Source organism: Caulobacter sp. 602-1, assembly GCF_003931565.1.
Classification (GTDB): Bacteria; Pseudomonadota; Alphaproteobacteria; order Caulobacterales; family Caulobacteraceae; genus Caulobacter.
In genome coordinates this window covers 1-281 of record NZ_RRYI01000174.1, presented here as the reverse complement: position 1 = coordinate 281, position 281 = coordinate 1, and the positions used below count along the sequence as shown (strand labels likewise).

The following is a 281-nucleotide window of genomic DNA, read 5'->3' as shown; positions in this document are numbered from 1 at the left end:
AGACGTTGGGGCCGCGCAACTCCTCGAACGTGGTGTAGAGCATGTACTCGGCGTCGAGGCGCGTGGGGGCCCGCATCTCGGCGTGACGCAGGTGGTTGGTCAGGCTCTCGACCACCTGGACGCGGGTCGGACGGGTGGTGACGACGGCCCCGCCGTCGAACCAGCGGAACTCGGGCGCGCCCTCGCCGGCCTGGACGGCGACGTTGCGATAGAAGGCCCGGGCGGGCGAGGCCTTGGCCACGGCGACCGGCGGCATGGCCGGCTGGCGCAGGGCGGCGACC

1 protein-coding gene is annotated in these 281 nt (G+C 73.7%); it reads right to left on the bottom strand.

The genetic code is table 11. The features are described from left to right. Positions 1-281: hypothetical protein (locus EIK80_RS26255; RefSeq protein ID WP_158624766.1), on the bottom strand; the 281-nt coding region annotated here is incomplete at both ends.